The 24,308-nt window shown below is 43.7% G+C and carries 24 protein-coding genes and 1 pseudogene; 5 read left to right on the forward strand and 20 right to left on the reverse strand.

All coding sequences use genetic code 11. The features are described from left to right. Nucleotides 1-64 precede the first annotated feature (64 nt). Both CJD36_RS23200 and CJD36_RS05820 read right to left on the reverse strand, forming a co-directional pair. Nucleotides 65-226: a hypothetical protein gene (locus CJD36_RS23200; protein WP_161499218.1), complete on the reverse strand. Its 162-nt coding sequence runs from the start codon at nucleotides 224-226 to the stop codon at nucleotides 65-67. 112 nt (nucleotides 227-338) lie between these two features. Then, complete coding sequence (locus CJD36_RS05820; RefSeq protein ID WP_105038197.1) at nucleotides 339-812, reverse strand: CYTH domain-containing protein; 474 nt, start codon at nucleotides 810-812, stop codon at nucleotides 339-341. 63 nt (nucleotides 813-875) lie between these two features. Here CJD36_RS05820 and CJD36_RS05825 point away from each other — a divergent pair, with 63 nt between their 5' ends. Then, nucleotides 876-1,205, forward strand: a complete 330-nt coding sequence (locus tag CJD36_RS05825) for an MmcQ/YjbR family DNA-binding protein (RefSeq protein ID WP_105038198.1) — start codon at nucleotides 876-878, stop codon at nucleotides 1,203-1,205. On the opposite strand, the gene CJD36_RS05830 is transcribed toward CJD36_RS05825, so the two are convergent. The 6 genes from CJD36_RS05830 to CJD36_RS05855 form a co-directional block, all read right to left on the reverse strand. After that, the gene (locus tag CJD36_RS05830) at nucleotides 1,206-2,408 is read right to left on the reverse strand and encodes a hypothetical protein (protein ID WP_105038199.1); all 1,203 of its coding nucleotides are present in this window, start codon (nucleotides 2,406-2,408) and stop codon (nucleotides 1,206-1,208) included. Beyond that, nucleotides 2,405-3,049: an ATP-binding cassette domain-containing protein gene (locus CJD36_RS05835; RefSeq protein ID WP_161499219.1), complete on the reverse strand. Its 645-nt coding sequence runs from the start codon at nucleotides 3,047-3,049 to the stop codon at nucleotides 2,405-2,407. Before CJD36_RS05835 ends, CJD36_RS05830 begins: the two co-directional genes overlap by 4 nt. Nucleotides 3,050-3,249: 200 nt before the next feature. Continuing rightward, on the reverse strand, nucleotides 3,250-4,503 hold the full coding sequence (gene metK, locus CJD36_RS05840) for a methionine adenosyltransferase (protein ID WP_105038201.1): 1,254 nt from the start codon (nucleotides 4,501-4,503) through the stop codon (nucleotides 3,250-3,252). A 52-nt stretch (nucleotides 4,504-4,555) separates the two neighbouring features. Continuing rightward, nucleotides 4,556-6,394, reverse strand: coding sequence for a glutamine--fructose-6-phosphate transaminase (isomerizing) (gene glmS, locus CJD36_RS05845; protein ID WP_105038202.1), 1,839 nt, complete (start codon nucleotides 6,392-6,394; stop codon nucleotides 4,556-4,558). A gap of 3 nt (nucleotides 6,395-6,397) precedes the next feature. Beyond that, complete coding sequence (locus CJD36_RS05850) at nucleotides 6,398-7,831, reverse strand: DUF4270 family protein (protein WP_161499220.1); 1,434 nt, start codon at nucleotides 7,829-7,831, stop codon at nucleotides 6,398-6,400. Nucleotides 7,832-7,870: 39 nt separating this feature from the next. Further along, nucleotides 7,871-8,698 carry a glycogen/starch synthase gene (locus CJD36_RS05855; protein WP_105038204.1) on the reverse strand — a complete coding sequence of 276 codons (828 nt, stop codon included), beginning with the start codon at nucleotides 8,696-8,698 and terminating at the stop codon, nucleotides 7,871-7,873. A 101-nt stretch (nucleotides 8,699-8,799) separates the two neighbouring features. Between CJD36_RS05855 and panC the strand changes: the two genes are divergently transcribed. Together panC and CJD36_RS05865 are read left to right on the forward strand one after the other, a co-directional pair. Next, nucleotides 8,800-9,648 carry a pantoate--beta-alanine ligase gene (panC, locus tag CJD36_RS05860; protein ID WP_105038205.1) on the forward strand — a complete coding sequence of 283 codons (849 nt, stop codon included), beginning with the start codon at nucleotides 8,800-8,802 and terminating at the stop codon, nucleotides 9,646-9,648. A gap of 256 nt (nucleotides 9,649-9,904) precedes the next feature. Next, nucleotides 9,905-10,468: a thymidine kinase gene (locus CJD36_RS05865; RefSeq protein WP_105038206.1), complete on the forward strand. Its 564-nt coding sequence runs from the start codon at nucleotides 9,905-9,907 to the stop codon at nucleotides 10,466-10,468. Nucleotides 10,469-10,558: 90 nt separating this feature from the next. On the opposite strand, the gene CJD36_RS05870 is transcribed toward CJD36_RS05865, so the two are convergent. The 5 genes from CJD36_RS05870 to CJD36_RS05890 form a co-directional block, all read right to left on the reverse strand. Next, complete coding sequence (locus CJD36_RS05870; RefSeq protein WP_105038207.1) at nucleotides 10,559-11,977, reverse strand: Glu/Leu/Phe/Val family dehydrogenase; 1,419 nt, start codon at nucleotides 11,975-11,977, stop codon at nucleotides 10,559-10,561. 35 nt (nucleotides 11,978-12,012) lie between these two features. Then, complete coding sequence (locus CJD36_RS05875; protein ID WP_105038208.1) at nucleotides 12,013-12,216, reverse strand: CcmD family protein; 204 nt, start codon at nucleotides 12,214-12,216, stop codon at nucleotides 12,013-12,015. 6 nt (nucleotides 12,217-12,222) lie between these two features. Beyond that, nucleotides 12,223-12,909 carry a cytochrome c biogenesis protein CcsA gene (ccsA, locus tag CJD36_RS05880; protein WP_105038209.1) on the reverse strand — a complete coding sequence of 229 codons (687 nt, stop codon included), beginning with the start codon at nucleotides 12,907-12,909 and terminating at the stop codon, nucleotides 12,223-12,225. A gap of 160 nt (nucleotides 12,910-13,069) precedes the next feature. Further along, complete coding sequence (locus CJD36_RS05885; RefSeq protein WP_105038210.1) at nucleotides 13,070-15,328, reverse strand: S8/S53 family peptidase; 2,259 nt, start codon at nucleotides 15,326-15,328, stop codon at nucleotides 13,070-13,072. Nucleotides 15,329-15,420: 92 nt separating this feature from the next. Continuing rightward, a complete protein-coding gene (locus CJD36_RS05890; RefSeq protein ID WP_105038211.1) occupies nucleotides 15,421-15,777 on the reverse strand; it encodes a YraN family protein in 357 nt (118 codons plus the stop codon). A 15-nt stretch (nucleotides 15,778-15,792) separates the two neighbouring features. Here CJD36_RS05890 and CJD36_RS05895 point away from each other — a divergent pair. Then, a pseudogene (locus tag CJD36_RS05895) lies at nucleotides 15,793-16,779 on the forward strand (bifunctional phosphoglucose/phosphomannose isomerase); the annotation flags it as partial. A 121-nt stretch (nucleotides 16,780-16,900) separates the two neighbouring features. Next, nucleotides 16,901-17,818 carry a ChaN family lipoprotein gene (locus tag CJD36_RS05900; RefSeq protein WP_105038213.1) on the forward strand — a complete coding sequence of 306 codons (918 nt, stop codon included), beginning with the start codon at nucleotides 16,901-16,903 and terminating at the stop codon, nucleotides 17,816-17,818. 159 nt (nucleotides 17,819-17,977) lie between these two features. Here the strand turns inward: CJD36_RS05900 and CJD36_RS05905 are convergent, their stop codons facing one another. From CJD36_RS05905 to hppD, 7 genes are all read right to left on the reverse strand, one after another. Next, nucleotides 17,978-19,372, reverse strand: a complete 1,395-nt coding sequence (locus tag CJD36_RS05905) for an MBL fold metallo-hydrolase (RefSeq protein ID WP_105038214.1) — start codon at nucleotides 19,370-19,372, stop codon at nucleotides 17,978-17,980. Between the two features lie 17 nt (nucleotides 19,373-19,389). Continuing rightward, on the reverse strand, nucleotides 19,390-20,487 hold the full coding sequence (locus CJD36_RS05910) for a fatty acid desaturase family protein (protein WP_105038215.1): 1,098 nt from the start codon (nucleotides 20,485-20,487) through the stop codon (nucleotides 19,390-19,392). Between the two features lie 9 nt (nucleotides 20,488-20,496). After that, nucleotides 20,497-20,988 carry a 1,2-phenylacetyl-CoA epoxidase subunit PaaD gene (gene paaD, locus CJD36_RS05915; RefSeq protein WP_105038216.1) on the reverse strand — a complete coding sequence of 164 codons (492 nt, stop codon included), beginning with the start codon at nucleotides 20,986-20,988 and terminating at the stop codon, nucleotides 20,497-20,499. After that, nucleotides 20,982-21,740 carry a 1,2-phenylacetyl-CoA epoxidase subunit PaaC gene (gene paaC / locus CJD36_RS05920; protein WP_105038217.1) on the reverse strand — a complete coding sequence of 253 codons (759 nt, stop codon included), beginning with the start codon at nucleotides 21,738-21,740 and terminating at the stop codon, nucleotides 20,982-20,984. The genes paaD and paaC overlap by 7 nt, the downstream gene beginning before the upstream one ends. A 4-nt stretch (nucleotides 21,741-21,744) precedes the next feature. Further along, nucleotides 21,745-22,035 carry a 1,2-phenylacetyl-CoA epoxidase subunit PaaB gene (gene paaB, locus CJD36_RS05925; protein WP_105039027.1) on the reverse strand — a complete coding sequence of 97 codons (291 nt, stop codon included), beginning with the start codon at nucleotides 22,033-22,035 and terminating at the stop codon, nucleotides 21,745-21,747. A gap of 11 nt (nucleotides 22,036-22,046) precedes the next feature. After that, complete coding sequence (gene paaA, locus CJD36_RS05930; protein ID WP_105038218.1) at nucleotides 22,047-22,991, reverse strand: 1,2-phenylacetyl-CoA epoxidase subunit PaaA; 945 nt, start codon at nucleotides 22,989-22,991, stop codon at nucleotides 22,047-22,049. A gap of 153 nt (nucleotides 22,992-23,144) precedes the next feature. Further along, nucleotides 23,145-24,305, reverse strand: coding sequence for a 4-hydroxyphenylpyruvate dioxygenase (gene hppD, locus CJD36_RS05935; protein ID WP_105038219.1), 1,161 nt, complete (start codon nucleotides 24,303-24,305; stop codon nucleotides 23,145-23,147). Nucleotides 24,306-24,308: the final 3 nt, after the last annotated feature.

Below are 24,308 nucleotides of genomic sequence, written 5' to 3' on the forward strand. Positions count from 1 at the left end.
ATAAAACAAGGTCATATCCCCTATTCGGGAGATCAATTAAGATGGCTAAACGGTAGTAACCCATCTATGCCAAAGCGGCACTTGGTGGGTGTACCATCTTCTTGTGGTTCACCATATTTTCTTTGATTTGGAAGGGCAGAGCTATTACAGCATCCGATGCCTTAGCAGAAACAAGAGGAGAAAAAGTGACGGGCAATTGAGCAATAAAGAGTACATCAGCACTCATAGTTTGGTGTCATTTAAATTGACGATGTAAAATTACAAAGGCTACATTATTCTCATAACTATTTTCTGTCTTTAACAATACATTAGGCATTGTGCTATCTTTATTACGGCACTTATCTTTTTAAATAATCGGCCGTTGCAAGCGCACTGTTACTAAACTCTTTAATGCCCGTTATTTCAAATATCACTAACTCTTTCAAATGATCGGGGAATGAAAATGATTGCGCAATATCATTCAGTTCCACCTCCATTATCACCAGGTTTATGTGATGAAAAATATCCACCTCAAACCTTAACCCCTCATGCTGAAACACTGATCGGGTCTTGCTTATACCCTTAGTAGCAGTACCGCAATCATTAAGAAATTCTTCTTCAGTTATCGCATACTCTTCTTCCTCATTCACACCACTGGCAATAGTTGTTTTGCGGGTCTTGTAATATACTACGTCACCCCCACCCTGCTGCCGCCTGTACCGCCAACCATTGTTCGAATATTTCTGAAAGATACTGTACTCCTCATGTGGCGTCGCAGCAGGCTTACTCCTCAATATAAACCGGCGCTCTATCTCAATTCCGTTATTATTCATCGCACTGTAATTTACAACTTCCTGCTATAATGATGATTTCCTAAATTCCCATAAATTCGCTCTATGAATATCGAAGAAATAAGAGAATACGCATTAGCCAAACCAAACACCGAAGAAGGAATGCCCTTCGGGAATGACACACTTGTATTTAAAGTAAATGGAAAGATATTTCTACTCATGGGCCTAGATGCACAGCCTCTTCAATTCAACGTTAAGTGCGACCCCGACCGTGCAGTAGAACTACGCGAACAACACACATCTATCATCCCCGGCTATCACATGAACAAAAAACATTGGAACAGTGTGATTGTAGACGGCTCACTTACCAACAAAGAATTAAAAGAACAGATCGACCACTCCTACTCACTGGTAGCTCCAAAGAAAAAGAAATAACTATTCCCTTATTGCTCCAGTAATAGACCTTACCACCAGCACCAACAATATACCCGTGCTGACCGTCAATGCAGCCCATAAAGGCAACCCCGGCAAGGTATGCAACGCCAACCCTTGCGCTTTCGCCATGTCTGCCGCCACTACTTGCACGCCAACTGTTATGCCCGCACTAAAGATCACCACCACTAGCACCAACGGTACAAACCGCTTCACCATAAACCCACTCAGGTAACCGGGACTATATCCTATCTCTTTAAGCAATGTCAGCGACTGATGCGCCTTTGCTATCGTCAATTCAATGAACAACACAAATACCAATGTACCTATGCCCATCAGCAGTAAAGCCAGTACACCTGTTGCGCTGGCCACCACCTCTACTATGGCACGTATCCTGCTCCACCTTAGGTTCTGCGAATTGGTTGTATAATTCTTCCTTTGTATGAACTCTGTAAACTTTATATCGGATGGATCCTTTGTTTTCAATATCAACTGAGATGGAGCAACTCCGCTCCCCTGCTTGCCATATTTTTGATTACCATAATCAATGAATGCCTGCGGCACCAGCACCGATCCTATCCTATCAGAAAACCCCACCACATGTGCAGTGTAAGTCTCTGCCATATCAGGCGGACCGGCCTTTACATTCAATGCCAGCGACTTTACCGACGACTCAGATAACTGCGGAAGTCCCTGGCTTGGTGCAAATACATAATTATACAGGTCCAGAAATTGAGAAGACATAATGATCGGTAGATCTCTGCTTCCCGGCTGCCAGTCCCAGTCAGCAGGTTTGCTATCAAGGAAGCGATCAGGCACACTCTCCAGCGGCAGATCAGTTGCAAACCCCATATCACCACCCATCATTGCATAAACAGGAAAGTGGTTAGATACTATAGCACCAACCGATTGCACCTGCGGAGCCTTGTTTACAGAGTCAACATCAGCAGGTGTAAACAACGTAGCACCTGGCTGCCCCATGTTACTATTGGTTACCTTCTTCCCTATGATCAGGAACGTACTGCCAAGGCTATCATTTTCAGTCTTACCATACAGCAACTCATTAAAGTTCCACCATATCAACACAGACAATAGCAGCAATGTATTACCAACAAACAGGGCTATCATGGCAGCCCATAAGCGGCCTTTACTGTTGTTACGCAGCAGCAATTTTCTCAGCAATATATTTCTGGTTTTATCACTCATAGCACAATTGTTTGAGTGTAAGGAAAGAAATTATTATCATCAAGATCCGCCAATATCATCCCGGCGTTATTTTGCTTAACAACCTCACTTATTAGCTTCGTCGCCTTTGCTATATTTACGTGGTCCAGGTGGCTGAATGGCTCATCCATCAGCAACCACTTAAATGGCTGCAATAGCGCCCTTATTATGGCCACCCGCTGCTGTTCCCCATAAGATAGTTTCCGAGCCAATGACAAGCGCTTATCGGCCACTCCCAGTTCATCCATCCAGTTAGTTACCTGCTGCGCTGTAATGGTATTTGTAAGCCTCCGTTTTATATCAAGGTTCTCCCATGCCGTCAACTCAGGAAATAAGCGCATGTCCTGAAAGATCACACTCACATCCTTTGTTCGCAATTGTGATATTTCTGCTGCACTCCCCCTCTTCATTTCCAGGTTATCCCACTTCACCGTGCCCTCATAGTCATCACGCATACCATATAGCATATGTATCAGCGTAGTCTTCCCTGTCCCCGATGGAGCCTTTATAAATACATGATCCTTCTCATTAAGCACAAGATCACCCTCCCAGATACCCGACGAGCGACCGGCTATTTTCTCTCTTAATGGTAATGGAACAAGCTGATGAAGCGATAACTGCATATGACCAACAAATTTAGATGGTTTGACAATACAAAGCATGCAAAACAAGTGCCAGTAAATAGCACATCTAAGCTCTTGCAGAGACACGTAATTACGTCTCTACTCAACATGAGCTGCATATTAATAGAAGCTTCCCGCTCCCAAAACAAAAAAGCGGGATGTCCTAAAACATCCCGCTTCAATCTTTATGAACATTGATCTTATTTCAGACCAAACGCTTTCTTTACTTTAGTTACATAGTCCAACTTCTCCCATGTAAACAATTCAACCTTTACCTTCTTCAACTTACCATCAGCAGCCTTAAACTCTTTGGTAACAGTTTCAGACTTACGGCCCATATGTCCATAAGCAGCACATTCGCTATACATAGGCTGGCGCAGTTTCAAACGCTCTTCAATAAAGTACGGACGCATGTCAAATACTTCCTGTACAATAGTACTTATCTGGCCATCAGTCAACTTCAGCTTAGAAGTACCCTTAGTATCTACAAAAATACTTGTTGGCTTAGCTACACCTATCGCATAAGATACCTGTACCAATACTTCGTCGCAAACACCTCCTGCAACAAGGTTTTTAGCTATGTGACGCGTAGCATATGCTGCAGACCTGTCCACCTTGCTAGGATCTTTACCGGAGAATGCACCACCGCCATGAGCACCCTTACCACCATAAGTATCAACTATGATCTTACGGCCTGTAAGACCTGTATCGCCATGAGGACCACCTATCACAAACTTACCTGTAGGGTTGATGTGATACTTGATCTTATCATTGAACAAATGTTTGTACTGCGGGTAACTCTTAATAACGCGAGGTATCAGTATGGTCTTAACGTCCTTAGTGATACGGTCCTGCATGGCCTTCTCTTCTGCAAAATCATCATGCTGTGTAGAAATTACAATAGCATCAATACGCACAGGCTTGTTATCATCGCCATATTCCAGCGTTACCTGGCTTTTTGCATCAGGGCGGAGATACTTCATCTGCTTGCCTTCATTTCTGATAGCCGACAATTGCAATAACAGGTTGTGTGCCAGGTCAAGTGCCAACGGCATATAATTTTCTGTTTCGTTAGTTGCATAACCAAACATCATACCCTGGTCTCCTGCACCTTGCTCTTCTTTTATCTTACGCTCTACACCCTGGTTAATATCAGCTGACTGCTCATGTATTGCAGTAATTACAGCGCACGATTCAGCTTCAAATTTATACTCGCTTTTTGTGTACCCTATTTTCTTAATTACGTCACGTGCTATAGTCTGCACATCAATATAAGTATTGCATTTTACTTCACCTGCCAATACCACAAGCCCCGTAGTAACTAGTGTTTCACAAGCAATTTTCGACTGAGGATCCCAGGCGAGGAAATTATCGACGAGTGCGTCTGATATCTGGTCTGCAATTTTATCCGGATGACCTTCTGATACCGATTCCGATGTAAAAAGATATGGCATGCTGCTTTTAAAATTTATTTTTTTTATAATAAAAATTTAGACTCTGCTGTAGTTACTCTACTGTTACTGATTTTGCTAAGTTGCGCGGCTGGTCTACATTACAACCTCTCATGATAGCTATATGGTACGCTAATAGCTGAAGTGGTACAATAGTGATCAGTGGTGAAAGTATTTCTTCAGTCTCCGGCACTTCAATTACGTGATCAGCCAATTCTGCTATCTGCGTATCGCCCTTTAGCACTACTGCTATGATCTTTCCTTTACGTGCTTTTACTTCCTGCACGTTAGAAACTATCTTCTCATAAGCACTCTTATTGGTTGCAAGGAATACCACCGGCATGTTCTCGTCAATAAGCGCTATCGGTCCGTGCTTCATTTCTGCAGCCGGGTATCCTTCAGCGTGTATATAAGAAATTTCCTTAAGCTTCAATGCGCCTTCCAGTGCTACAGGGAAGTTATAACCACGACCCAGATACAGGAAGTTATTGGCGTCTTTATAGATCGCGGCAATCTCCTTTATCTGGTCATTAAGTAATAATGTTTCTTCTATCTTCTTCGAAATGTTCTCCAGTTCATAAAGGATCTCCCTCATCTTAGATGTTGGGATCGTACCCTTTACCTGTGCAATCTGCAACGCTATCAGCGTGATGATAGACACCTGTGTAGAGAACGCCTTTGTTGATGCAACACCAATTTCAGGACCGGCATGTGTATAAGATCCGGCATGGGATGCACGGGCTATAGAAGACCCGATAACGTTACAGATACCATAGATCAATGCCTGCCTTTCCTTAGCCAACTCTATAGCTGCAAGTGTATCGGCTGTCTCTCCTGACTGAGAAATAGCAATAACCACATCATTATCCCTGATGATCGGATTACGATAACGGAACTCAGATGCATATTCTACTTCTACAGGTATACGTGCCAGATCTTCCAGCAAATATTCACCGATCATACCTGAGTGCCATGATGTACCACACGCTGTAATGATAAAGCGCTCAGCCTTATCAATACGGTTGATATATTCATCAAGTCCACCCAACTTTATCCATCCCTGAGACGCATTCATTCGGCCACGAAGAGAATCTTCAATTGCCTTTGGCTGCTCGTAGATCTCCTTCAGCATGAAGTGTTCGAAATTACCTTTCTCGATCATTTCAAGCGAAAACTCCAGTTTCTGTATAGCATGCGATTTTTCTACGTTGCCTAACGTACGGATGGAATAGGTTCCATCACGGTTGATCACTGCAAACTCCTGATCATCCAGATACACCACATTCTTGGTGTACTCAATGATAGATGACGCATCAGACCCTATGAAAAACTCATCGTCACCAATACCCATTACCAACGGGCTACCCTTACGCGCAGCTACAAGTTGATCGGGGTTATTAACGTTCAGCACCACTATCGCATATGCACCTACAACCTCATTAAGGGCTATACGCACAGCATTATCAAGTGTTGTATTTTCAGTTTTCTTTACTTCTTCTATCAGGTTCACCAATACTTCCGTATCAGTATCAGAATGAAAAACATAACCTCTGCGCTCCAATTCTGCCTTTATCGAAGCATAATTTTCTATAATTCCGTTATGGATTATAGCTAATTCGCCAGACTGTGAAAGATGCGGATGCGCATTCCGGTCATTAGGTTCTCCGTGGGTTGCCCAACGGGTATGCCCTATGCCTATAGTTGCGCCTAATCTGTTAGGATCTACAACTTTTTCCAGTTCTATTACCTTTCCTGCTTTCTTAAATACGGTCATGTCCCCATTCAGCAACGCAACTCCTGCGCTGTCATAACCCCGATACTCAAGGCGCTTAAGGCCTTTTATCAGGATGGGAAATGCCTGCCTGTTACCGATGTAACCTACTATGCCACACATGGGTTATTTTTTTAGGGATGAATGTACAACAATTAGCTTTGCCTTGTATCTTATGTCACTATAATTTCCTCCGGCAGCTAATAACCGGTAGGCGCCATACAACACCTGTGTACCTCTTATGTGGTAATGAAGCGTATCATTTCCGGCGGCTATACTTGAGATCACCTCTCTTGGAATACCTATGGTGTATGTCGTAATACCGGTAGTCCCATAATTTATAGTATGAGGTGTACCATCAAGCACACTGTATACCGATGTAGTACTTAATGGAAACCTGTCCAGTACAGTGTATTCACCACCTGCAGTTGTGCCCGCGGGGTACACACCATTACCTACACCAACAGGGTATATCTGGTCGCCCGGAAATAATTTTGCGGGATTCAGAGGTGCAATAAGAGATAGCTGTATCTCTGCCTTGTTGATCACCACACCCTTAGGTATTTTGCTCAACAGGCCGTACACTTTTAGATCTATTGAAGCACCTGGCTGGTTCTGTATTGCTACGATCGAATCATTTGCTTGCGTAGAATTAAACAGACTGTTTATCGGGTAGCGGCTATAAGACTTTGTTACATTATTGAAATGCGCACATACCGACTGCTCATGAGAAAACGCAAGATGTTGCGCACTGTCTGCACTTGCAGTATCGTGGTAGTACACCAATATACCCGCTCTGGTATAGTCATCACTACCATTAAGTACAAAATAAGGCAATACTTTATTGAACTGTACCAGACTGGTTGGCCTTATGCATATCCCCTTGAATGCTTCAACAAATGTTGCTGATGAAGGAGATGCAGCATAGGCTCCTACCGCTGCGCTCAATTTAGGATATATTTCATTCTTCTTAAGCCTTATCCTCATTGCCGGAGCATAATTGACACCTGCTACCCTTACAGAATCTTTCAGGTTGTGAAGATTTACCGTAACAGGATCGCTCAATGGGCTGGCTATATTGATAGCTTTATTGGAATATGGGAAATAAATACTGTTGTACCCTATTGTATCGTCGAGATAAAATACCTGATAAGATTGGGTAAGGCTTAGATTGCCAGTATCACCGTAGGAAAAGTTGGAATAAGGGATGGTTAATACTATAGAATCAATATGATCAGCAATAGTAGCCATACTTGTCACACCACCGGAATTTGTTATCTGGAAAAAAGTAGCTGCAGTTGTAGTACCAAAAAATGAATCTGTAAGCGTACCTATTGCCTGGTATTCATACGCCCCCGATGCATTAAAACTGGTAATAACATCATCGGTGTAAAACGTATGTGTAATACATGACAATGTATCTGCCCTTACACCTACCGTGTCACTGGCAGGCGATAAAGAAGAACTGATCAGCGTACGCTCACGGCATGCACTGAATCCCACCACTACTAATGCCAGTAAAGCATATATAAATTTCAAACGACGAAAACCAGGATTCAAAATACTTTTTTTTAGGGTGCTAAGATGATAAAAGAAAAACTAAGACTCTGTTAAGCTTTTATAAAGCTCCAGCAGTGAAGAAACATCTTCCTTCCAGGCCTCATCATACTTCACTATCTTCTTGGTCTTACTTGGCTTCAGTTCGTCAGAGATATTGTCGCCTATCGTGTCAGAGCCTATCACAACTACGTCTGCGTGTCTGCTTCCGCCTATTGTCAACGCACTATTAGTACCCGGCTTGAATGCTTCGAAATCTTTATCCTTTATCTCACTGCTGATCATAGCTTTCTTCATGAAATTGGGATTCAATGTCTCGGCAAATTGATCTGCCTGAGCAGTGTAAATTACTTTACTGTAGCCAAAAACAGGTTCTTTCTTATAAGTGGTCTTCAGGTAAAGCGGTGCTAATGAAGTCATCCAGCCATGGCAATGGATCACATGCGGAGGCCAGCCAAACTTCTTAACGGTCTCCAATGCGCTCTTACAAAAGAAGATCATACGCTCAGCGTTGTCATCAAAAAACTCATCCTGATCGTCTCTGAAAACAGACTTGCGCTTGAAATAATCCTCGTTGTCCATGAAATAAACCTGCAGCCTGGCATTAGGCAAGGATGCCACCTTTATCTGCAATGGATAATCATCCTTATCGATGATCACATTGATACCCGACAGTCGTACCACCTCATGCAGCCTGTGACGGCGCTCGTTGATAACGCCAAATCGCGGCATTATTACACGGATCTCGAGTCCGGAATCAAAAGTCTTAATCGCCAGTTTATTAAGGATATGTGCAAAATCCGTAAACTCAGTGTATGGAGATAACTCGTTGGCAATAATTAATACACGCTTCTTTGTGTCTGCTGACATTCGTTAGATTAATTATTAATAAATAACAAATAGTCTGCAAAATTACGAAAATATTGAATTGCAACCGTAATTTGCACTCGTTTCTAATTAAAAAAAATAACATGGTGATCTTTAAGGAGGCTGCACAGTTAGGTGATTTTCTTCGCCACAAGGTTGAAAATAATTTAAATATCGGCTTTATACCCACCATGGGTGCCCTGCATTCAGGACATATCAGCCTGGTGAAAAACGCACACGCTCAGGGCATGTTCACCGTATGCAGCATCTTCCTCAATCCCACCCAGTTCAACGACAAAAAGGACTATGAACAGTACCCGGTATCTACCGATGCCGACATCGAAATGCTGCTACAGGCGGGCTGTGACGTGCTTTTCCTGCCTTCAGTGGAAGAGATGTACCCGGGAGGTACGGACAAAATGAAAACTTATGATTTCGGCTACCTCGATACCATTCTGGAAGGGGCCAACAGGCCAGGCCATTTTAAGGGGGTTGGGCAAATTGTAAGCCGCCTGCTCGACATTGTAAAACCACATACGCTCTACCTCGGACAGAAAGACTATCAGCAGTGCATGGTCATCAAAAAATTAATTGAAATACTTGGGTTGCCATCGCTTAATCTGGTCATTTCCCCCACTTTACGCGAGCAGGATGGCCTGGCTATGAGTTCCCGCAACCGCCGCCTTACCGAACCTCAGCGTGCTTTGGCAGCATTGCTGTACCAGTGCCTGGTCTCCATTCAAACTAAACAAGCCGGCGGAAACTTCGCAATTGTTCAGAAAGAATGTACCGACTTGCTTATCGCCAAAGGCTTCACACCCGAATATGTTGCCCTTGCCGATGCCAACAACCTGCAACTACTCAGCAACTACGACAATAGCGTTCCAATGATCACCCTTATCGCCGCCAAAATCGGCGAGATAAGGCTTATCGATAATATACTGTTGCAATAAAAAGTATAGACTTTAATTTCACTTCAACCACTTTAGTGTCACTGTAAGCTTGGCGCAGGGCGCACTAACAGTAATCGGGCAGGCGTCTCTTTGAGACGTATTAGACTCCCGTTCCACCACAAGAGCCACTATCCTCCCCATTACATTTTTTGGGGATAAATAAGGCAAAAACCACCATAATAATTTACAGTTAAGTTTTTACTTTTACAGTAGGGCCTAATGATCTTATGCCCGTCATTATTATAGCGCATATACTATGTTTATAGAACCATACTCAGGGAATAAAAAGAAAGGTTGGATAGAAGTGATTGCAGGTAGCATGTTCTCAGGCAAAACAGAGGAACTGATAAGACGACTGAAACGTGTGGATATAGCAGGACAGAGGGCAGAGATATTTAAACCCGCTGTAGACACCCGTTACCATCCAGAAGACATTGTGTCGCACGACTCGTCCAGAGTCCGCTCTACCCCCATAGATAGCCCGTTCAACATACTTTTACTCGCATCAGGTGTGGATGTAGTAGGTATTGACGAAGCTCAGTTCTTTAATCCCGAAATAGTAGAGGTGGCAGAAAAACTGGCATTGAATGGTATCCGCGTTATTGTTGCCGGTCTGGACATGGACTATCTGGGCAATCCTTTTGGCCCCATGCCAGCGCTTATGTCTCGCGCTGAGTACGTCACCAAGCTCCACGCTATCTGCGTAAAGTGCGGCGATATCGCCAACTACTCATACCGTATCCCTAAAATAGACGATCAGGTATTACTTGGCGAAAAGAACATTTACGAACCTCGCTGCAGGCACTGCTTCTATAACTGATCGCTGGTGAAAGCCACTTGATCAACTGAAATATAATTATTAAGGCTGCCAATTGGCAGCCTTAATAATTATATAAATATCGACAACCGACTATGGGAAGATACCCAGTTCTTCGTAAGATACACCAACCTTGTTGATAGCAACTACGAATGCCGCAGTACGCATATCCACTTTGCGCTCCAAACGCACCCACTCTTCGTGGATCTCGTGGTAAGAGCTGATCATTGTATCTTCAAGACCAGAGTAAACCAAATCAGCTTCATCAGGGCCATGCAGTATCTGCTTGCGCTCTGTATCTGTTGCTTTCTTGCCAGTCAGGTTTTCAACAGCATTCAGTATAGAACCATTCTGGTTTTCGCTGAAACGCTTGTCCATACGGCCAAAACGAACGTGGCTCAGGTTCTTCAACCATTCGAAGTAAGATACCGTAACACCACCTGCATTCAGGTACATGTCTGGTATGATCATTACTCCCTTTGCGCCAAGTATTTCGTCAGCTTCAGGTGTCAACGGCCCGTTAGCACCTTCACCTATTATTTTAGCCTGTATACGATCAGCATTGCTTGCATTGATCACGTTCTCTAATGCTGAAGGGATCAATATATCGCAAGGCATTTCAAGCGTAGTAGAGCTGGTAGCCATGTTAGTAGCACCGGGGAAGTTTAGGATGCTGCCTGTAGATTTACGGTGGTTTACCACTTCGTAAAGGTTCAGACCAGCTTCGCTATATATTCCACCTTCATATTCAGAAAGACCTACTATTATTGCGCCATTGTCATAGAAGAACTTTGCAGCGTGGTAACCCACATTACCCATTCCCTGCACTATCACCTTCTTACCTTTAACACCGGTAGTAAGCCCCAGTCTTGTCATGTCCTCTTCAATGCTTACAGCTTCGCGGATACCATAATAGACACCAAGACCTGTAGCTTCAGTACGGCCACGTACACCACCCTGCGTTACAGGCTTACCTGTAATACATGCCAATGCATCAACCTCACCTGGCTTCAATGAAGCGTAAGTATCAACGATCCAGCTCATTTCGCGTGAACCTGTACCGTAATCGGGAGCAGGAACATCTATACCAGGGCCAATGAAATTCTTCTTCACTAATTCAGAAGCATAACGACGGGTAATTTTTTCAAGCTCGAAAGTTGTATATTTCTTAGGATCGATCTTTATACCACCCTTACCACCACCAAATGGAACGTTTACTATCGCACACTTGTAAGTCATCAGCGCGGCAAGTGCCATCACTTCATCCTGATTTACATCCATGCTGTAACGGATACCACCTTTACAAGGCAGCTTATGGTGAGAGTGCTGTACACGGTAAGCTTCGATAACTTCTATGCTATCTCCGATTCTTACCGGGAATTTCATACGATAAACTGAATTACAAGCTTTGATCTGCTCAAGTATACCCGCTTCAAAACGCGTGTACTTAGACGCCTTATCAAAGTTGCGTTCTACGCCCTGAAAAAAACTGTAGTGACCTTGATTTTCCACCTTATTTGTTTTTTAAATTAATGAATACTATTTGTTTAACTCTTTTCTGCCTTTGTTAGTTTCCTGTCCAGATATATCAAATAAGCAAAAATCCCCGCAAATATAGTAGCTAATACTGCAACAACAACATATATTTTACCATTTGAACGCATAGTATCAGCCATTTCAGTCTGAGCCTGTGCAATTGTTGTCGTTAACAGTAACACTAAGATAGTTACCAGTGTATATTTTGCTTTCATCTCTGTTTATTTTTCAAAGTCTGATTGTAGTGACTTTTCTTCCTTGTTATACTTGATTAAACCGACCCTCGTCTTTAAACTCGCTATCCAACATCCCACCAGTATCCAGCCTATTACTGCCGGATAAAATACCATTCGCATGTTCCTGTCCAGGTCATATTGCTTGAATGCTGGATTTCCACCATTACCCGGGTGCAAAGAATCAACCATCCTTGGCAAAATAAAGATCAGCGGAATCATCATTGCAAAGGCAAATATATTGTACACCGCACTTATCTTGGCCTTCTTTTCATCGTCCTTTATACCATTACGTAGTATTGCGTAGGCGAAATAGATCAGCATACATAACGCCGTCCCCAATTGTTTAGGGTCATTGCTCCACGCCTCGCCCCAGGTATATTGCGCCCACTCCATGCCGGTAAGCATACCCAATATACTAAAGAAGATACCGGTATTTGTAAGCTGGACGGCAAAAATATCATCCTTCAGGTTACCAGAATTAAGATACTTTATGGAATAAATGAACGCTCCCGCAAAAAGGATGATCATGGTAAACCACATAGGCACGTGAAAGTAAAGATTGCGTATCGTTTCATTCAGAATATCCAGGCGAGGCACAGGCATAAGCAGTCCACCTATTATGGTATAACCCACCAGCAATCCGCCAAATATTTTCCACCACCAACTACGCAATGCTTTTAAAATTTTGGCAAAAGTAGGAAATTTAATTACTTCTGTAAGTATTATACTTACACATCAAGAATAATATTTCCAAATGTGCAAACAGCCTTAATAAAAACAAGCGGCAGATGACCTTAATCAGCTGCCGCTTATCCAAAATAAGTATTGAAAATTACTCTATCACAGTCTTTATTACCACATGACCGGTGGCCGAATTCACCTTTGTGAAGTAAATACCCTTAGCCAGCTGTGTCAGGTTTAGCTCTTTACTATTTGCTCCTGTATTTACATTCCAGTTCTGAAAGTTGACCATCTTACCCGTAATGTCAAATACACTTACCGTCAGTTGCTCTGCTGCCTTAGCGCTAAAGCTCAGCGTAAAGTCACCTTTGCCCGGATTAGGATACAAGATACAATCCATCGGGTCCATGCCTTCATGCGCCACACTAAGGTTGCCTACCATATAGCGGAGCGTTCTGTAAGCATTGATCTTACCATGCCCCCAGAGATTTGTACCTGTGGCAGGTAATGTTACACTTGTAAATGTGTCTTTAATAGCATTAATATTGATCAGCGATTTCACAGAATCAGGTGTCAGGTTTGGATTATACTGCAGCATCATTGCCACTATTCCCGATACGCATGGTGATGCCATGGACGTACCTGCAAGGATAGCATAGCTATATGTCCTGCTGCTTATCGCATCAAGATGATTGCTGATCACGCTTGAGTATTCACTACCACCTACAGAAAATGAAGGATCATACGAACTTACCGCAGATACTACTCCGAGACCCGGACCTGCAATATCCGGCTTAACGCGATTGTCCATGGTTGGACCGTGGCTGGAGAATGACGCCAGCTTTCCTCTTACGGCACCGGTATAACTATAAGTTGCGCCTGAAATATTCTTAAAACTCACCTTAGTATTGTAAGCCGCAACGGTAATTGCGGACCTGGTTGAACCAATATCAGATACCGTCATATTTACATCACCATTTACTGCCCATGGAAAGCCATGACTGGTAAGCGAACCATAATACCCGCTTGGCGGTATCAGAAAGCCTTCCCACATATTTATTCTGGTACCGCTCTGGCCCATAACACTCAGGCAAATGGCATCGTGCACCTTGCTGTGAAAGTATACATATGCTCGTGGCCTGCCATTAAATGCTATGGGTGAAGTAGTAATACTAACAAAACAGGTATCGCCATTACTACCTATCATATGCATATCATAGGTCGAATCTGCAGAAAGGCAGATAAAGCGGGTTGAGTCTATTGCGGTTGCCCCATTAAATAGTCTTGTATTAAGGCAAAAAGTTTGCCCTGGCTCGCCCCAAACATCTACATAGGTCATCTGGTGCGCGGTATCAAGATATGGAGAGAAATTCACGAATGTGTGAACCAGCGTATCGGTAAATGCGAACACTTTCTCAATATGCACTGTGTCTTGTCCGTTATTACCAGCCGCACAAACAAATATCCTTCCCGGTCCGGTAAGCGCATCAGCAGCCATACTAAACAAAGAAGAACCATCATGTGAGCCTAAAGTACTACCCCAGCTAAGATTGACTACTGCAGGCTTACTAACAGAGGCTGCATAATTGTATATGTAGTTCATTCCGTCTATTACATCCGATACTCCGGTACCTATCCACTGAGATGGGTGTGGCATGATACCCACCAGTACTATATCACTTTCATAAGCCATACCGCGGTATTTGCCTCCTACTCCACCATCAACGCCCGAGCCTGCCGTTATGCCGGCAACATGTGTACCGTGCGATGTGATGGCCGTATCATACCCTACGGTCCGCATGACATTGGTGTCCGTAATTTCTCTGCCGTATGCAAATCCTACAGGAGGAGTGCCGGTATTCTTCTGCGCCCAGATCCTCTTTATCCTGTAGCCGCCACGGGTAGTATCATAAAACGTAGTGTGATTGTAGTCAAATCCGGCATCAATGATACCGGTTACCACATTCTTACCCGTCATGGGATAGGGCAGGTAAATACCTTTCTGTGCCGAATCGGCCCTGGTCTGCTTCCTCGCCGAATCTAATACCGGAAATATCGGTGCATCCAACTCTATATATTCTACAGATGGCAATTGTGTGAATGCTTCCAGTTTATTCACGGGTATCTGGGCGGTCCAGATGCTTCCGGCTCTAGTGCCCACATAAACGCCCAGCGCATCTAAGGCAGTCTGATCTGCGCCATTGCGCATCTTTACCATAGCGCTGATGTAGTACTTATTATTGATCAGTTTATAAACATAATCAGGCATCATAGCCTCTTTGTCTGAAGCCTTACTAACCGCCGCAAGGTAATGCCTTGTGGGAGCAGACAACTTCGGCACTTGCTTCTCCTGCCCCTGTGCTATGAAGGTCAGGAAACTTAAACCCAGAGTGGTAAATATTTTTTTCATCTATAATCTTTTACGTTGCTGATAAAATTAATTCAAATTATTGTTACTCTGATCCATTTTAACACACAGATACAACCATCATTATTTTTATATTAATAAAAGGCCGATTCAAAATGTACGATCTCCTGCACACTGCCTCCCTTTATGACTATACTGACAATGTCAAACCTGATGTTTATATACCGTGGATTTTCCAGTAAATATGACTCCGCGGCAACACGCAAATGCCGTTGCTTGCGCAAATTCACAGCCTCTTCCGGAAATCCGAACACCGTGGCCGACCTCGTTTTTACCTCCACAATAACCACTGTATTATCAATAAACGCAACAATATCCACTTCCTTTCTACCACTCCGCCAATTACGATTTAGTATACTATAACCTTTATTTAGCAAAAACTCTTCTGCTAATTGTTCTCCCTTAATACCAATTTCACTATGTTTGGACATTAAAATGATAAATGTAGCATGAAAAAGTTAGTACACGAATTCTCGACCCAACTTCAAGAGGGTTTAATAATAGGTAAAAATCACCGCTTTGTTACACCCACAGCTGACTTTTCTAACGTTGTCGTTACCGGCTTAGGTGGTAGTGGCATTGGCGCCTCCATCGTTCAGAATTTCGTTTTCGATAAACTGAAAATGCCTTTCGTTGTCAATAAAGACTATTTCCTGCCATCTTTTGTCGGAAAAAACACACTCATAATTGTTTGCTCTTATTCGGGAAATACCGAAGAAACAATTGATGCATTGAACCATGCTATTAAAATGAAGGCAACAGTTGTCTGTATTACATCGGGTGGTAAAGTTTCTGAAATAGCTAAGAAAAAAGGGCTTGATTGTATACTGGTACCTGCGGGCATGCCACCACGCTCATGCCTCGGCTACTCATTGATACAAATACTTTATACACTCAATCATTTCGGACTGATCGATAACAAATTTGAAAAAGACATTACTGCTACTATCAAAGAAATGAAGGCAGCAGAAAAAGATACACAGAAAAAAGCAGCAGCAATAGCTAAGAAGATATTGGGGAAGATACCTGTTATCTATTCAGCTTCTAATTTCGAGGGTGTAGCTATACGTTTCCGACAGCAGCTCAATGAAAACAGTAAAATGCTTTGCTGGCACGGTGTAATACCGGAAATGAACCATAATGAACTGGTAGGCTGGAGAGACGAAGCTAAGGACAAAGTGGTCATACTACTCAGAAATGATGACGACTATGAGCGCGTACAAACAAGAATGGAGATCAATAAGAAGATAATTAAGAAGTACACACCAAATATCATTGAGATCTATTCGCAAGGTAAATCTTATTGGGAGAAGGCATTCTACCTCATTCACCTTACCGACTGGGTATCTGTTATCCTTGCTGATCTGCGTGAACTAGACGCAACCGAAGTAAAAGTCATAGACTTCCTGAAGGGATCTTTGGCCAAATCATAAGTTCAATAACAATCTCAATACCCGCCCCAATGATAAGTTGATCTACTTATCATTGGGGCTTTTTGTGGCAAACGTTAATTATTGGTTTCAGAAAAATAGTAGCTTTACCAAAACCACTGGAATGAAAAAGTACTTACTCCTAATTTTCCTTTTACCCCTTGCATTTTCTTCGAAAGCACAGATCTCTGATGCTAACTATCGCATCTACTCCGTCAAGCTCGACAAAGAAGTACCGCTTAATGTGGTAGCCGAAGACCTTATCAACTACGACATACTATTGTTTGGTGAAGAGCATAATGACAGCGTTACACATTATTTAGAAAGAGCCCTCTTTGAACTGCTGTTCAATAAATATGGCAACGACCTTGCATTGTCTATGGAAATGTTCGACAGAGATGTGCAGCCTGTAATGAATGAATTCCTTAAGGGGTTTATTAAGGAAAAACACTTCATTAAAGATGCCCGCGCGTGGAGCAATTACCGCGACTACAAACCAATGATCGAATTCGCAAAAGAGTTTCAGATTGATGTAGTCTGCGCCAATGCACCCGCACGCTACGCCAACCTTGCCGGCCGCAAAGGCCAGGAATTCCTGAAAGATCTACCCGCAATATCTAAAGACAACATTGCGCCGCTACCCTACGCTGTTGCTAAAGGTAAATACCTGGAAAAGCTTACCGGCGTGAGCGAACATGCAACCGGCACGGACAGCACCCAACCGGCACCTCCACCTAATATGGGCGGATTCGACCTGGTAGTGGCACAATCTCTTTGGGATGCAACAATGGCCTACTCAATAGCGCAGTACAAAAAGAAATACAAGCTAAAAAAGATAATGCAGGTAAACGGTAAATTCCATAGCGACGAAGGATTTGCAATCGCCACTCAACTGCTTAACTACAACCCCAAACTAAAACGAATGATAGTATCAACCGCCAGCGATGATACCTTCCCGAAAGTTGACTGGAGCAAGTATAAGAAGTTTGGCGACTACATCATCATCACAGATCCTAAAGTGCCCCGCACCTACAACGACTAATAAACCAAGCTTCATTATCGCAACCTGATTTTTTTAAAAAAATGGTTGCTTTTAAAAGCATACAATAACACAGCCCATCCGGCATCCGGATGGGCTGTTGATCTGATACTGACTAAGGCACCGGCATTGCCGAAACCAGCTTCATGATCGTGCTAAAAATTACTCTGTATCATTATCTGGCATCTCTACCAATTGCGGTACAGTACTTAGAATTTCTTGTATACCACCTTCTACACTCGCCACATGTTGAAATCCTCCTGATCTGAGCAAAGATGCTGCGATCATAGACCTATACCCACCTGCACAATAGATAAGCCAGTTAACGTGTTTGTCCAATGTCCCCATTTTTAGCTTCAGTTCATTGAGCGGTATGTGAGTAGCGCCTATCATACGATGTTTGGCCACTTCGCGCCTGTTACGAACATCCAGTAACTGATAGCTGGTGGTATCCAGCAATGCCTCACATTCCTTGCCGGTATAGGTGGTGATCCGGTCGCAATATTTATCGGCAGCCAGCCAATCTGCCATTCCGTTTTGCAAACATCCCTGTACACTTTCATAACCTATACGTGCCAATCGTTCGATCGCCTCTTTTTCTTTACCCGGCTCCGCCACTAATAGCAATTTCGTGCCCGGGGCAATGAGTGTACCGACCCAAACTGCGAAGTCTCCCGTAAGGCCTATGTTTATGGCACCCGGAATGCATCCCGTGGCAAATACCATTGGGTTGCGGGTATCGAGGATAGTACAACCATTATTATACTGCGCTATAAATTGCTGCATAGTCATAGGTACCAGTGCTGAAGCTAGCACTTCATCAAATGGTTTATAGCCATTTTTATTTATCCCCGCATCAGTAAAGAAGTAACCCGGCACATGTGGTAGATCGGCAGTAACCGCCTTAATGAATTCATCTTTGTCAGTGATCTTCATGGCATAGTTACTATCCTCCTCCTCTTCAATTGTTGAGAAAGATCGTGAACTGATATTCTTACCACAAGCAGAGCCTGCACCGTGGCCGGGATAAACAAGCGTATCTATAGGCAATGTCTTTAGCTTGGTTTGTAGTGAGTCAAACAGCATTGCTGCCAGCTCTTCTTTTGAATGATTACCACTCATAAGGTCGGGGCGACCAACATCTCCTGCAAATAGTGTATCACCAGTAAATACAGCATGTTTACGCCCCTGCTCATCATACAACAATACGCAGATGGACTCTACCGTATGGCCCGGGGTATGCAATACCTCAAGCTTCGTATTGCCCAGGTGCATAACCTCTCCGTCTTCCGCTATGTATGCCTTATAACCCGGCGTAGCGCCAGGTCCAAACACAATTACTCCACCTGTCTTCTCTGCAAGATCTATGTGACCCGACACAAAATCGGCATGGAAATGTGTCTCAAAAATATACTTGATAGTTGCACCCCTTGCCTCAGCAATTGCGGCATACTGATTGTAATCTCGTAGCGGATCAATAACCGCGGCTTCATTGCCCGACTCAATATAATAAGCGGCATGAGCCAGGCAATTGGTGTAGATCTGTTGAATAAACATGGCTTAATGTTTTAAAGTTAGTGTTGATAGGCCGGCTGACGGCCCAGTTCCTTTAGTTTTACAATATGCGACCTGATCGCAGCTCTGAATGATGGCTTAAGATTATAGTTGATTCCGTATTGCTTGGCCGTACGTTCCACTATATAAGATATCTTACGGTAGTGCACGTGGCTGATATTGGGAAACAAATGATGCTCAATCTGAAAGTTCAAACCACCAACATACCAGTTGACAAGGCTATTGTTACGGGCAAAGTCTGATGTTGTCTGCAACTCATGTACTGCCCATGCATGATTAATGTGGCCCGCACTATCTGCCACAGGCTGCTCTGCACCTTCTACCACATGTGCCATCTGAAAGATAGTACTGAGAATAAACCCGGCGGTCCAGTGCATGATAAAGAAGCCGATAGCTACCTGCCACCAGGTAAACGAAGTAAATACTATTGGCAACCCTATAATAGCTACAAGATATGCCAGCTTAATAACTACCATCTTGGTATACTCCCACGCCGGCGACTCCATATAGTTCTTGGTAACACCTGCCTTGTTATACCGAGCCAGTTGGGTAAAATCTTTAAACAACTTAGATATGGTCAGCAATCCATAAAGCGCAAATGCGTAAATATGCTGGTAGTAGTGGATCTTCTTGAGTGGCGCCTGCTCCGCGAGGCGAATTGGACCTTTGGTATCAATGTCTTCGTCAATGCCGCCTACATTAGTATAAGCATGATGAAAAACATTGTGCTGTAGTTTCCAGTTAAGTACATTACTGCCCAACAAGTAAAGTGTGCCACCCATCAGTTTATTCACCCACACCTTATGTGAGTAGGCACCGTGCACCGCATCATGCATTACCCCCATACCGGTACCAGCTACACCTATGCCCATTACCACACACAGCAATGCCGCAACCCCGGCAGGCACCGGCATCGCCAACATTACAATAAATGGAACAAGATAAAGAGAGACCATAACAATGGTCTTGACATATAGCCGCGAGTCGCCTTTTATAGAGAGGTTATTATCTTCAAAATATTGCTTAACATTCTTCCTTAAGTCAGCAGTAAATTGTTTTTCCTGCTGATCTTTAGCAACAAATTTTATGTGCTCCATGATAATTAATTAGTGGCATTTAAAATATTCAAACGGCTCCAGGCAAGCATCACACTTATAAAGCGCCTTACATGCGGTAGACCCAAACCTACTCAATAGGTGCGTGCGCTCACTGCCACAGCGCGGACACGTTATTGTATTATTATCCAGCATCTCGTCATTACACGAAGAATGTAACGGCGGCGCGATCCCATAGTCATGAAGTTTTTTCTTAGCTACATCAGTCATCCAGTCTGTTGTCCAGGCAGGATCATAGACCATCCTCACAGTGGTTGGCACCACGCCCTTTGCTTCAAGTGTACTGCGAATGTCGGCGGTGATCATTCCCACCGCCGGGCATCCGCTATAAGTAGGTGTAATAATAACTTCATAGCCATCATCACCAATTACAACATCCTTTACCATACCCATCTCCAGTATATTCACTACCGGTATTTCAGGATCAGGGATGGTAGCGAGGATGTCTAGTATTTGTTCTTTATCAAAGCGGGAAACTACCATGTTGCATCCGGGTAAGCTCGTTGTAAATATTGCATCTCAGACAGTATATGACCAAGGTGTTCTGTATGAATACCCATTCGGCTGCCGGATTGCATATAACCATCTGCCGGCAGCTCTATATTGGCCAATGCCAGTATCTGCGTCACCATTTGTATCCAACCCATTTTAAGATGCTCTGCATTTACAGCTATTCCATCCTTCATGAGTAATGCATCTGTGCCGTCCATCTCAAATAACTCACCTGTATACATCCATAGCTGGTTAACTGCCTGCTGTACCCGCCTGTTACTTTCCTCTGTACCATCTCCCAGGCGTATTACCCAGTCTTTGGCATGCAGGTGATGATACTTCACTTCCTTCAGTGTCTTAGCGGCTATCGCAGCCAGTGTAGCATCCGTGCTCTTTTGCAATTCTTCATAGAAGAACAACTCAAAAGTAGACACGAACAATTGACGAACCATTGTATATGCGAAATCACCGTTAGGCAATTCCATGATCAGATTATTGTAGTAGTCACGCTCCCCACGTCGGTAAGCAAGGTCGTCCTCGGTCTTACTATTACCGTCAACCTCACCTGCATATTTCAGCATTGCCTGGGCACGGCCTATCAGGTCCAGTGCCATATTTGTCACTGCAAGATCCTCCTCAAGAAAAGGAGCATTGCTGCACCACTCAGACAGGCGCGCAGATAGTATCAACGCATTATCTCCCAGCCTCAGTGAATATTTATATAAAGCTTGTTGCTCTGTCATGATATTAAATTGCTTTTGCGCCTTCTGGCATTACATAAAAAGTTGGGTGGCGGTATATTTTATCATTTGCCGGATCGAAAAACATACCATTGTCTTCAGGATTAGAAGCTACAATAGCCGATGATGGCACTACCCAGATACTTGTCCCCTCTCCGCGGCGGCAATAGGTGTCGCGTGCATTCTGTAGCGCCATCTGTTTGTCCGAAGCGTGAATACTACCCGCATGTATATAGTTGGCGCCGGGTTTACTTTGCATAAATACTTCCCATACGTCCAGTTGATTATCTGCTGTCATGTTCATTTAGTTTAAACGTTCTTTGAATATTGTTGTTTAGCGCTATATGCTTCTGCTGCCTCGCGCACCCATGCGCCTTCATTATGCACACTTATGTGATGTTCCATCCTTTGCTTATTGCAAGGACCATCACCACCTATCACCCGGGAAAACTCCTCCCAGTTGATCTCTCCATGGTCGTAACACTTCTTCTCTTCGTTCCATTTAAGATCCTTATCCGGGATAGTCAACCCTATCACCTCAGCTTGTTGTACCGTTTTGTCTATAAATTTCTGGCGTAACTCGTCATTAGAGTGGCGCTTGATCTTCCACTTGAACGCATCACCTGTATGCGGAGAATCACTATCATGAGGGCCGAACATCATCAGCGATGGCCACCACCAGCGGTTCATTGCATCCTGTGCCATGGCCTTCTGATCGGCAGTACCCGCCATCATCTTAGCCATGATCTCATAACCCTGGCGCTGGTGAAAACTCTCTTCTTTACAGATACGCACCATAGCCCTGCTATACGGACCATATGAAGTACGCTGCAACGATACCTGGTTAACTATTGCCGCGCCATCTACCAGCCAGCCTATAGCGCCTATATCAGCCCACGACAGTGCCGGATAGTTAAATATATTTGAGTACTTGGCTTTGCCGGTGTGCAACTGCTCTATCAGCTCATCCCTGCTCACCCCCAGCGTTTCAGCTGCGCTATAGAGGTATAGTCCGTGGCCACCCTCGTCCTGTATCTTAGCCAGCAATATTTGCTTGGCGCGCAGGCTTGGCGCGCGCGTTACCCAGTTACCTTCCGGCTGCATACCTATTACTTCAGAGTGTGCATGCTGACTCATCTGCCTGACCAGGTGCTTGCGATATCCTGCAGGCATTCTGTCTTTAGGCTCTATGGCAAAACCACATTCTATCTTTTCTTCAAACTCCCGCAGGAGCGTGTCTTGTGCTTGTTCCATTATCTATATATTTTGTAGATAGTCATTAGTAGATAGTGTCGAGTAGATAGTCATTAGTCGATAGTAGAAAATAGAAAGCTGCTATTCCAATCAATCCCGACCTTTTAAACTTTTACCCTTTTAACCTTTCAACCTCTTAACTTTTTAACTCAATTACAGCGTCCCTCTTCTGGCTTGTTCTGCCTCTATTGACTCAAACAATGCCTGAAAATTACCCTTACCAAAAGACCTTGCACCCTTCCGCTGTATGATCTCGAAAAACAGTGTAGGCCTGTCTTCCACCGGTTTGGTAAATATCTGTAGCAGGTACCCTTCCTCATCCCTGTCCACCATTATGCCCAGGCTCTTCAGTATCTTCATATCTTCCGATATATCTCCTACACGCTGCTCCACAGTATCATAGTAGCTACCAGGCACGTAAAGGAATTCTACCCCACGCTTCCTCATCTCAGAGATAGTGAATACAATATCATCGGTAGCCACAGCTATATGCTGGCAACCGGCTCCGCCATAGAAGTCAATATATTCTTCCACCTGCGACTTCTTCAATCCCTTTGCAGGCTCATTGATCGGAAACTTGATACGACCATTACCATTGGTCATTACCTTACTCATCAATGCCGTATACTCTGTTGATATATCCTTATCATCGAAAGTCACCAGGTTGGCAAACCCCATCACCTTCTCGTAAAATGAGGCCCACTCATTCATGCTACCCAGCTCCACATTACCTACCATATGGTCTATGTATTTCAGTCCCGTAGGTGTAGGGTTGTATTCCGATTCCCAAGCCTCATAACCCGGCATGAACACACCACTGTAGTTCTTACGCTCCACAAAAATGTGAACAGTTTCGCCATAAGTATGAATACCGGCAGTTACTATAGTTCCTTTATCGTCGGTACTTTCCTTAGGTTCAAAATAGACCTTCGCTCCGCGCGATGTAGTCGCTTCAAACGCTGCACGGGCATCATCTACCCACAAGGCTATCACCTTCACACCATCTCCATGTTGCTTTATGTGTTCGGCTATAGGACCATAAGCAGTAAGCGGAGTAGTCAGCACAACGCGTATCTTATCCTGCTTCAGCACATAAGATACCCTGTCTCTAACACCCGTTTCCAGGCCGGCATATGCCAGACTCTGAAAGCCAAATGCGGTTTTATAATAGTGCGCAGACTGCTTGGCATTACCTACGTAAAGCTCCACATAGTCCGTACCATTTATCGGTAAAAAATCTTGTGCTTTATCAAAGATCTTTTCAATGCCGTAATTGTAATTGGTTACGTTTTTTAAATCGGGAGTGGTTGTCATTGC

The organism is Flavipsychrobacter stenotrophus (assembly GCF_002954265.1).
In the GTDB taxonomy this organism is placed as follows: Bacteria; Bacteroidota; Bacteroidia; order Chitinophagales; family Chitinophagaceae; genus Flavipsychrobacter; species Flavipsychrobacter stenotrophus.

Excerpts from the sequence above, each read along its gene's own strand:
- CJD36_RS23200 (WP_161499218.1), bottom strand. The coding sequence starts at position 226 with ATGAGTGCTGATGTACTCTTTATTGCTCAATTGCCCGTCACTTTTTCT.
- CJD36_RS05820 (WP_105038197.1), bottom strand. The coding sequence starts at position 812 with ATGAATAATAACGGAATTGAGATAGAGCGCCGGTTTATATTGAGGAGT.
- CJD36_RS05825 (WP_105038198.1), top strand. The coding sequence starts at position 876 with ATGAATATCGAAGAAATAAGAGAATACGCATTAGCCAAACCAAACACC.
- CJD36_RS05830 (WP_105038199.1), bottom strand. The coding sequence starts at position 2,408 with ATGAGTGATAAAACCAGAAATATATTGCTGAGAAAATTGCTGCTGCGT.
- CJD36_RS05835 (WP_161499219.1), bottom strand. The coding sequence starts at position 3,049 with ATGCAGTTATCGCTTCATCAGCTTGTTCCATTACCATTAAGAGAGAAA.
- metK (WP_105038201.1), bottom strand. The coding sequence starts at position 4,503 with ATGCCATATCTTTTTACATCGGAATCGGTATCAGAAGGTCATCCGGAT.
- glmS (WP_105038202.1), bottom strand. The coding sequence starts at position 6,394 with ATGTGTGGCATAGTAGGTTACATCGGTAACAGGCAGGCATTTCCCATC.
- CJD36_RS05855 (WP_105038204.1), bottom strand. The coding sequence starts at position 8,698 with ATGTCAGCAGACACAAAGAAGCGTGTATTAATTATTGCCAACGAGTTA.
- panC (WP_105038205.1), top strand. The coding sequence starts at position 8,800 with ATGGTGATCTTTAAGGAGGCTGCACAGTTAGGTGATTTTCTTCGCCAC.
- CJD36_RS05865 (WP_105038206.1), top strand. The coding sequence starts at position 9,905 with ATGTTTATAGAACCATACTCAGGGAATAAAAAGAAAGGTTGGATAGAA.
- CJD36_RS05875 (WP_105038208.1), bottom strand. The coding sequence starts at position 12,216 with ATGAAAGCAAAATATACACTGGTAACTATCTTAGTGTTACTGTTAACG.
- CJD36_RS05885 (WP_105038210.1), bottom strand. The coding sequence starts at position 15,328 with ATGAAAAAAATATTTACCACTCTGGGTTTAAGTTTCCTGACCTTCATA.
- CJD36_RS05890 (WP_105038211.1), bottom strand. The coding sequence starts at position 15,777 with ATGTCCAAACATAGTGAAATTGGTATTAAGGGAGAACAATTAGCAGAA.
- CJD36_RS05900 (WP_105038213.1), top strand. The coding sequence starts at position 16,901 with ATGAAAAAGTACTTACTCCTAATTTTCCTTTTACCCCTTGCATTTTCT.
- CJD36_RS05905 (WP_105038214.1), bottom strand. The coding sequence starts at position 19,372 with ATGTTTATTCAACAGATCTACACCAATTGCCTGGCTCATGCCGCTTAT.
- CJD36_RS05910 (WP_105038215.1), bottom strand. The coding sequence starts at position 20,487 with ATGGAGCACATAAAATTTGTTGCTAAAGATCAGCAGGAAAAACAATTT.
- paaD (WP_105038216.1), bottom strand. The coding sequence starts at position 20,988 with ATGGTAGTTTCCCGCTTTGATAAAGAACAAATACTAGACATCCTCGCT.
- paaC (WP_105038217.1), bottom strand. The coding sequence starts at position 21,740 with ATGACAGAGCAACAAGCTTTATATAAATATTCACTGAGGCTGGGAGAT.
- paaB (WP_105039027.1), bottom strand. The coding sequence starts at position 22,035 with ATGACAGCAGATAATCAACTGGACGTATGGGAAGTATTTATGCAAAGT.
- paaA (WP_105038218.1), bottom strand. The coding sequence starts at position 22,991 with ATGGAACAAGCACAAGACACGCTCCTGCGGGAGTTTGAAGAAAAGATA.
- hppD (WP_105038219.1), bottom strand. The coding sequence starts at position 24,305 with ATGACAACCACTCCCGATTTAAAAAACGTAACCAATTACAATTACGGC.